This window comes from Microbacterium sp. 69-10, assembly GCF_001897945.1.
Classification (GTDB): domain Bacteria; phylum Actinomycetota; class Actinomycetes; order Actinomycetales; family Microbacteriaceae; genus Microbacterium.
In genome coordinates, this window is sequence record NZ_MKRT01000021.1 from 93,246 (window position 1) to 100,759 (window position 7,514).

The window sequence follows — 7,514 nt, forward strand, 5'->3', positions numbered from 1 at the left end:
TTCTGGTTCGAGCCCGCCAGCAGCAGACCGAAGAAGACCAGGACGATCGGCGCGACCGAGCCGCCGATGGTGTTCCAGGCGATGATCTGCCCGTCGGATGCGGTGCGCTTCTGGTACCGCGACCAGTCGGCCGCGATGTTGATCCAGCCCAGGCCGAATCCGGTCATCACCATCACGAGCGCGCCGATGGTCTGCGCGAGGGTGCCGTCCGGGTGCGAGAACGCGGTCGACCAGTCGATGGAGTGGAACGTGAGGATCAGGAACAGCACGGTCATCGCACCGGTCAGCCAGGTCAGCACCGACTGCAGCTTCATGATCGTGTGGTACCCGAGCACGGATGCCGCGACGATGAGCGCCGCGACCGCGACGGTCGCCACGATCTTCAGCCCGATGCCCTGGTCGTCGGCGCTCAGCCAGCCCAGGCTGCGGAACACCGTCGTGGTGGCGAGGACAGCCGTGATCGCCAGCGAGGTCTCCCAGCCGATCGATGTGAGCCACGACACGATGCCGGGCAGCTTCTGGCCCTGAACGCCGAAGGCGGCACGGGACAGGATCATTGTCGGCGCCGAGCCCCGCTTCCCGGCGATCGCGATCAGCCCGCACAGGAAGAACGACACGATGATCCCGACGACCGAGACCACCGTCGCCTGCCACAGCGAGATCCCGAACCCGAGCACGAACGAGCCGTACGACATGCCGAACACCGACACGTTCGCCGCGAACCATGGCCAGAACAGGTCGCGCGGCTTGGCCGTGCGGTCGGACTCGGGGATGATCTCGATGCCGGTGCGCTCGATCAGAGCGGGGCCTGCGGCTTCGATGCTCGCGGACATGGGTGCCTCCGGGATGTTCGGGTTGTGCTCATCCTGGCATCCGCGCCTGCCGCCGCGCGAGGGGACGCGCTGCTCAGCTCCCGAGGATGCCGGTGAGGGACTCCATCGCGCCGTCGGCGACGCGGAAGAACGCCCAGGTGCCGCGCTTCTCGCGCTCGAGGAACCCGGCGTCGACGAGGACGCGCAGGTGATGGGAGACGGTGGGCTGACTGAGTCCCAGCGGCTCGGTGAGATCGCAGACGCACGCCTCGCCGTCGGCGTGCGCGGCGATCATCGACAGGATGCGGAGACGGGCGGGGGCGGCGATGGCCTTGAGCGAGGATGCCAGCGATGCGGCGTTCTCGGCGGACAGCGGCGCGCGGGTGAGCGGGGCGCAGCAGGACTGCAGATCGCGCAGGGGGATCAGCTCATGGACCGGCATGCGTCGATTCTGCTCCACATATTGACAGTCGTCAATATATGCGCGACGATCGCAGCATCCGAATATCGATGCTCATCGATGAAGGGAGGTGCGACATGGACGAGTGCTGCGACGCCGGCTGCGAGCCGCTGCCCGACGGCTCCTGCCCCACCGGCTGCTGCTGAGGTGAAGCCCATGAACCCGCCGCGAGCGGTGCGGCGGGTTCAGGGAGTCTGCTCGGGGCTTCCGTGCGCCTGTGCCCGGAGACCACGCGATTCTTCTGAAGCCATAATGTGATTCTTCCCTCTGAGGAGATGTGATGTCCGATCTTCCTGTTGTCATCGTCGGAGCGGGCCCGCAGGGGCTGGCGGCCGCGGCTCATCTGACCGAGCGCGGGCTGAGCGCCGTCGTCCTCGAACGCGGCTCCGCTGCTGGCGCCGCCGTCTCCGAGTGGGGACACGTGCGCCTGTTCTCCGGCTGGCCGGAGCTGACGGATGCCGCCGCGCGCAGGCTGCTCGAGCCGTCGGGCTGGTCGGCACCGGTGAGCGGTTTCCCGACAGGTGCCGAGTGGGTGAGCGACTATCTCGCGCCGCTCGCTGCGGCCCTGGGCGACCGGATCCGCTACGGCGAGACGGTCACCGGCGTCGCCCGTCAGGGACGCGACAAGGTCGTCGACGGCGGGCGGCGGAATCAGCCGTTCATCGTGCACACCATCGACGAGAGCGGCCGGGAAGGACGCGTCTCCGCAAGCGCGGTGATCGACGCCTCAGGTACCTGGAATCTCCCGAATCCCGCCGGCGCAGACGGCCTTCCTGCGATCGGCGAATCCGCTGCCGCAGACCGGATCTCCTATCGGATCCCGGATGACGTGTCCGCGCTCGCCGGCTCGCACGTCGTGATCGTCGGTGCGGGTCATTCCGCCACTCATGCCGTGCTGCGCATGAGTGAGGTGGCTCACCGTGAACCCGGTACCCGGGTGAGCTGGCTGCTGCGACGCGGGAGTGCTGCGAACGTGTTCGGAGGAGGCGCGGGGGACGAGCTGCCGGAGCGGGCGGCACTCGGCGCGCGGGCGCGCGAGGCGATCGACGCCGGTCTGATCGAGATCGTCACCGGGTTCCGGGTCGCCGAATTCGTGCGGCGCGACGAGGGACTGACGATCGTCGCGGAAGACGGTCGCGAGGTCTCCGGCGTCGCGCACGTGTTCGCGCTCACCGGCTTCCGTCCGGACACCGGCATCCTGCGCGAAGTGCGTGTCGATCTCGACCGTGCGCTGGAGGCTGTCGCCGGGATCGCGTCGGAGATCGACCCGAACATCCACTCCTGCGGGTCTGTTGGCGCGACCGGTGCTCGTCAGCTCGCGCAGCCCGAGCCCGGTCTGTTCATCGTCGGCGCGAAGTCTTATGGCCGAGCCCCGACGTTCCTGGCGCTGACGGGGTACGAGCAGGTGCGCAGTGTCGCGGCACACCTGGCCGGCGACCACGACGCGGCTGCCCGTAATGACCTCGTCCTCCCTGACACGGGTGTCTGCGGCGGCGCCGGCGGGTTCGACGCCGAGGACGGCGGATGCTGCGCTGCGCCGACTGCGCTTCAGATCGGATCACGGCCCGCGATCATCGGCTGACGGAGCTGGAGAGAGCGGCTTCATCCCCGGGCCGCTCGTTGCCTGCCCAGGTGAAGACTCGGTGAATGATCCCGCGACCGATCGAGGCTTGATTCGACAGATGTCAATATAGAAACATGTCGAATCAAGATGCGGAGCTGATCAACACTTCTGCTCCCGTCGCCACAGCGCGTCTGTCCACCGTGGACAGGTGGCTGCCGCTGTGGATCGGCCTCGCCATGATCGCCGGTCTGCTGCTCGGGCGGTTCGTGCCGGCGCTGTCCGGCCTGCTCCGCCGGATGGAAGTCGGCGGGATCTCGGTGCCCATCGGGCTCGGACTCCTCGTGATGATGTACCCGGTGCTGGCCAAGGTCCGCTATGACCGGATCGCCGCGGTCACCCGAGACAAGAAGCTGCTCGTCTCCTCGCTCGTGCTGAACTGGATGGTCGGCCCGGCAATCATGTTCGCGTTGGCGTGGATCTTCCTGCCTGACCTGCCGGAATACCGCACCGGGCTGATCATCGTGGGTCTTGCCCGTTGCATCGCGATGGTCGTGATCTGGAACGATCTCGCCTGCGGTGATCGTGAGGCGACTGCGGTGCTGGTCGCGATCAATTCGGTGTTCCAGGTCGTGGCCTTCTCCCTGCTGGGCTGGTTCTACCTGACCGTGCTGCCCGGGTGGCTCGGGCTGGACACGCAGGGGCTGGAGATCTCGGTCGGGCAGATCGCGCTGAACGTGCTGGTGTTCCTGGGCGTGCCGCTGGTCGCGGGTTTCGCCTCCCGGTGGATCGGCGAGAGGCGCCGCGGCCGCGACTGGTACGAGGAGAGGTTCCTGCCGGTGATCGGGCCGTGGGCGCTGTACGGGCTGCTGTTCACCATCGTGCTGCTGTTCGCGCTGCAGGGAGAGCAGGTGACGTCGCATCCCCTGGATGTCGCTCGCATCGCGCTGCCGCTGCTCGCCTACTTCGCGATCATGTGGTTCGCCGGCATCTTCACCGGCAAGGTGCTCGGGCTGAACTACGCTCGCTCGACGACGCTGGCCTTCACCGCGGCGGGCAACAACTTCGAGCTCGCGATCGCCGTCGCCATCGGCACCTTCGGCGCGGCCTCCGGGCAGGCCCTCGCGGGTGTGGTCGGTCCGCTCATCGAGGTGCCCGTCCTCGTCGGGCTCGTCTACGTCTCCCTCTGGGCCGCACGCGCCTGGTTCCACACCGATCCGTACATCGGCGAAAGGAGCACCTCGTGAACGTCACCCTGACGGGCGAGGCCTGCAGCCCGGTCGCCACTCACGCCATCGGCCAGGAGACCGCCGATGCTGTCGCCGCGACGCTGAAGGCGCTCTCCGACCCGCTGCGACTGCGCATGCTGTCCGCGATCGCGTCCGACCCGCGCGGTGAGTCCTGCGTGTGCGACCTCGCCGAGCTCGCCGACGTGTCCCAGCCCACCATCTCCCACCACCTCAAGGTGCTCAAGGACGTCGACATCCTCACCGCCCAGCGCCGCGGCACCTGGGTCTGGTACCGCATCAACGCGAGCCGCCGCGGTGCTGTCACCGCACTGCTGGACTCTTTCGCGCCGGCGACGATGACGGAGCCCGGCGTGGCCGGAGCCAGCGAGGACCGTGACAGCCGCCCGGACTTCGACCTCCGCATCACCCACCTCGCCGACGAACTCGCAGCCGAGATCCCGGAGCTCGCCCCGGAGATCGTCCTGGGCATCGTCCGTGAGTCGTACATGTCGCTCGCACGCACGGCGAAGGTCACCGGAGCGCTCGTCCCGCTCACCGAACGATTCGCCCGCCAGCGATTGGCTGATGTCACTCGGGATCGCACCCGCTCTGTGCCGCAGGTGCTGTTCGTCTGCGTCGCCAACGCGGGCCGCTCTCAGCTCGCAGCTGCGCTCGTGAACCGCATCGCCGACGGCAGGGTCATCGCCCGCTCCGCCGGGTCCAGCCCCGCCGAAGCGATCCATCCGCATGTGCGCTCGATCCTCGCCGAGATCGAGGGCGCCGCCGCCGCCGAGCGGTTCCCGAAGCCCCTCACCGATGACGCTGTCCGTGCGGCGGATGTCGTCATCTCCATGGGCTGCGGCGACGTGTGTCCGATCATCCCCGGCATCCGCTACGACGACTGGGCTGTCGGCGACCCCGCCCTCGCCTCCCGCGAAGGCGCTGAAGCCATTCGCGACGACATCGAAGGCCGCGTCCGCGCCCTCGTCAACGAACTCACCCACTGATCACATCAGCCCTCCTGGAGCAGCCATGACCGCGGCATCAAAGCCATCCGTCCTCTTCGTCTGCGTGCACAACGCGGGCCGTTCGCAGATGGCGGCCGGATTCCTCCGCGACATCGCCGGCGACCGCATCGAGGTCCGCTCCGCCGGCTCGATGCCTGCAGAGCAGATCAACCCCGTCGCGGTCGAGGCGATGGGTGAGCTGGGCATCGACATCACCACCGAGCATCCGAAGGTGCTGACCACCGAGGCCGTGCAGGACTCCGATGTGGTCATCACCATGGGGTGCGGCGACGCCTGTCCGTTCTTCCCCGGCAAGCGCTACGAGGACTGGAAGCTGGACGATCCCGCCGGTCAGGGACTCGATGCCGTGCGTCCGATCCGAGACGAGATCCGCGCACGCATCGAGAAGCTGGTCGGCGAGCTGATCTGATCGGCGCGAGGCTCAGTCGATCTGAACGATCGGGCATCGCGCGATGTGTGCCACTCCCCGGGCGAGCTTCGCATCTGCGGTGACGAACTTCGCGTCCAGTTCCTCGGCGAGTGCCAGGTAACAGGCGTCATACGTGGTCGCGTTCTCGCGTAGCTCCCAGATGCGTTCGAAGAACGAGGTGGCGGGCCAGCGCTTCGCCGGGAAGTCTCGCAGATCGATGAGCGCTGTCGCGGCTCGGTCTGGCGCGACGAGTCCTCCTCGGGCGAGATTGCGCAGAACCGATGCGGTCTCGATGTCGGCGAGGTGCGGAAGGTGGAAGTCGGATGCCGTCGGATGAATCGATGCGGCTGCTCGCTGCCCACGAGGCGTGAACAGCAGGATGTCAGCGAGGATCGACGCGTCGAGAACCGTGGGCATCAGGCGGCGTTGCGGTCCTTTCGGATGATGTCGACGGCCGAATCGCCGATGTCGACGGAGCCCCTCAGCCGCACGCGTTCCATCAGCTCATCGAATGTCGGCCGGCGGGATTCGCGCGTGAGGATGCCGAGGGTGTACTCCGAAAGGCTGCGCCCGGATGCTGCGGCACGGGACTTCAGAATCCGGTGCACATCCTCGGGAACATCACGGACCTGCAGGGTTGACATGCATCAATGCTAATCACATGCAGAATGCATGTCTAGGCCTCAGTCCGCGAAGAAGGCGCGGGCGACGCGGGACAAGTCGTGCAGGTCGCTGACGCCGGCGAGCTCGCGCGCGGAGTGCATCGACAGGATCGGGATGCCGATGTCGACCGTGCGGATGCCCAGGCGCGTCGCGGTGATCGGCCCGATGGTCGAGCCGCACGGCACGGCGTTGTTCGACACGAACTCCTGGTAGCCGACCCCGGCGCTCTCGCACCAGCCCGCCCAGGCCGCGGCGCCCACGGCGTCCGTCGCATAGCGCTGGTTGGCGTTGATCTTCAGGATCGGACCGGAGCCCAGCAGCGGCTGCACCACCGGGTCGTGCTTGTGGGCGAAGTTCGGATGCACCGAGTGCCCGACGTCGCTGGACAGGTGCCACGAGGCCGCCATCGCACGGCGCTGGTGGGTGGCATCCGCTCCGAACGAGGCGTACAGCCGGACGAGCACGTCCTCCAGGAAGGGGCCGGCGGCGCCGGAGCGCGATGCCGAGCCCAGCTCCTCGTGGTCGAACGCGGCGAGCATCGGGATCACTCCGCTGGACGGCGACTCCGACGCCTCGATCAGGGCGACGACACCGGCGTGCACCGACGCGAGGTCGTCCAGGCGACCGGATGCGAAGAACGCGTCGTCCTTGCCGAAGACGGCTCCGCGCGCGGCATCCGCGACCACTGCGTCGTACCCGCGGATCTCCGAGGCGTCGACACCGGCGGCGGCGGCGAGCTCGCCGAGGATGTCGGCGGATGCGGCATCGCCGAGGCCCCACACGGGCTGCGTGCCGGTCTGCTTGTCGAGGGAGAGGCCCTCGTTCGCGCTGCGGTCCAGGTGGATCGCCAGCTGAGGCAGGCGAAGCAGCGGACCCGTCGCGGCGAGCACCACACGGCCGTCCGCCAGGGCCAGGCGGCCGGCGAGCCGCAGCTCCCGGTCGAGCCAGGAGTTGAGGAGCGGGCCGCCGTACACCTCCACGGCGGCCTGCAGCCAGCCGTGCGAGCCGGTGGTGGGCTTGGGTTTGAGCTTGAGGCCGGGGGAGTCGGTGTGCGCGCCCAGCACGTGCACGGGCGTGGTGGCCGTGGCATCCGACGGCACGACCCAGCCGATGGCGGCACCGTCGCGCACGACCACGAACCGGCCGCCGGCCTGCGTCGGCCAGGCCTCGGTCTCATCGAGCCGCGCGAATCCGGCCTCCTGCAGTCGCCGCGCGACCTCCTCGGCGGCGTGGTAGCTCGACGGCGAGGCGGCGACGAAGTCCGCGAGATCAGAGGCGTGGGCGAGGGCGGCAGGACTGACGGGCATGCCTTCGATGCTAGTCGGGGCGCGCCGGATCGGCCGGGCAGGCCC

At 68.6% G+C, this 7,514-nt stretch carries 9 protein-coding genes; 4 read left to right on the plus strand and 5 right to left on the minus strand.

Annotation, left to right across the window (positions count from 1 at the left end):
- Window positions 1-833, minus strand: an 833-nt coding sequence (locus BGN97_RS08980) for a cytosine permease (protein WP_292700286.1), incomplete at its 3' end; no start/stop codon positions are given.
- Between the two features lie 73 nt (window positions 834-906).
- Window positions 907-1,254, minus strand: coding sequence for a metalloregulator ArsR/SmtB family transcription factor (locus BGN97_RS08985; protein ID WP_292700290.1), 348 nt, complete (start codon window positions 1,252-1,254; stop codon window positions 907-909).
- 298 nt (window positions 1,255-1,552) lie between these two features.
- Between BGN97_RS08985 and BGN97_RS08990 the strand changes: the two genes are divergently transcribed.
- From BGN97_RS08990 to BGN97_RS09005, 4 genes are all read left to right on the plus strand, one after another.
- A complete protein-coding gene (locus BGN97_RS08990) occupies window positions 1,553-2,854 on the plus strand; it encodes an FAD-dependent oxidoreductase (protein WP_292700293.1) in 1,302 nt (433 codons plus the stop codon).
- A 116-nt stretch (window positions 2,855-2,970) separates the two neighbouring features.
- A complete protein-coding gene (gene arsB / locus BGN97_RS08995) occupies window positions 2,971-4,080 on the plus strand; it encodes an ACR3 family arsenite efflux transporter (protein WP_292700295.1) in 1,110 nt (369 codons plus the stop codon).
- Complete coding sequence (locus tag BGN97_RS09000; protein WP_292700296.1) at window positions 4,077-5,069, plus strand: metalloregulator ArsR/SmtB family transcription factor; 993 nt, start codon at window positions 4,077-4,079, stop codon at window positions 5,067-5,069. Before arsB ends, BGN97_RS09000 begins: the two co-directional genes overlap by 4 nt.
- Window positions 5,070-5,094: 25 nt before the next feature.
- Window positions 5,095-5,499, plus strand: a complete 405-nt coding sequence (locus tag BGN97_RS09005) for an arsenate reductase ArsC (protein ID WP_292700299.1) — start codon at window positions 5,095-5,097, stop codon at window positions 5,497-5,499.
- A gap of 12 nt (window positions 5,500-5,511) precedes the next feature.
- On the opposite strand, the gene BGN97_RS09010 is transcribed toward BGN97_RS09005, so the two are convergent.
- Genes BGN97_RS09010 through BGN97_RS09020 form a run of 3 tightly spaced genes read right to left on the minus strand, consistent with a single transcriptional unit; the run spans window position 5,512 to window position 7,469 of the window.
- On the minus strand, window positions 5,512-5,916 hold the full coding sequence (locus BGN97_RS09010; RefSeq protein WP_292700301.1) for a type II toxin-antitoxin system VapC family toxin: 405 nt from the start codon (window positions 5,914-5,916) through the stop codon (window positions 5,512-5,514).
- Complete coding sequence (locus tag BGN97_RS09015) at window positions 5,916-6,143, minus strand: hypothetical protein (RefSeq protein ID WP_292700302.1); 228 nt, start codon at window positions 6,141-6,143, stop codon at window positions 5,916-5,918. Before BGN97_RS09015 ends, BGN97_RS09010 begins: the two co-directional genes overlap by 1 nt.
- Window positions 6,144-6,182: 39 nt before the next feature.
- Window positions 6,183-7,469: a M18 family aminopeptidase gene (locus BGN97_RS09020; RefSeq protein ID WP_292700304.1), complete on the minus strand. Its 1,287-nt coding sequence runs from the start codon at window positions 7,467-7,469 to the stop codon at window positions 6,183-6,185.
- Window positions 7,470-7,514: the final 45 nt, after the last annotated feature.

What these genes read in the sequence shown, in the direction of transcription:
- BGN97_RS09015 (WP_292700302.1), bottom strand. Translation starts at nt 6,143, where the DNA reads ATGTCAACCCTGCAGGTCCGTGATGTTCCCGAGGATGTGCACCGGATT.
- BGN97_RS09010 (WP_292700301.1), bottom strand. Translation starts at nt 5,916, where the DNA reads ATGCCCACGGTTCTCGACGCGTCGATCCTCGCTGACATCCTGCTGTTC.
- BGN97_RS08985 (WP_292700290.1), bottom strand. Translation starts at nt 1,254, where the DNA reads ATGCCGGTCCATGAGCTGATCCCCCTGCGCGATCTGCAGTCCTGCTGC.
- BGN97_RS09005 (WP_292700299.1), top strand. Translation starts at nt 5,095, where the DNA reads ATGACCGCGGCATCAAAGCCATCCGTCCTCTTCGTCTGCGTGCACAAC.
- arsB (WP_292700295.1), top strand. Translation starts at nt 2,971, where the DNA reads ATGTCGAATCAAGATGCGGAGCTGATCAACACTTCTGCTCCCGTCGCC.
- BGN97_RS08990 (WP_292700293.1), top strand. Translation starts at nt 1,553, where the DNA reads ATGTCCGATCTTCCTGTTGTCATCGTCGGAGCGGGCCCGCAGGGGCTG.
- BGN97_RS09020 (WP_292700304.1), bottom strand. Translation starts at nt 7,469, where the DNA reads ATGCCCGTCAGTCCTGCCGCCCTCGCCCACGCCTCTGATCTCGCGGAC.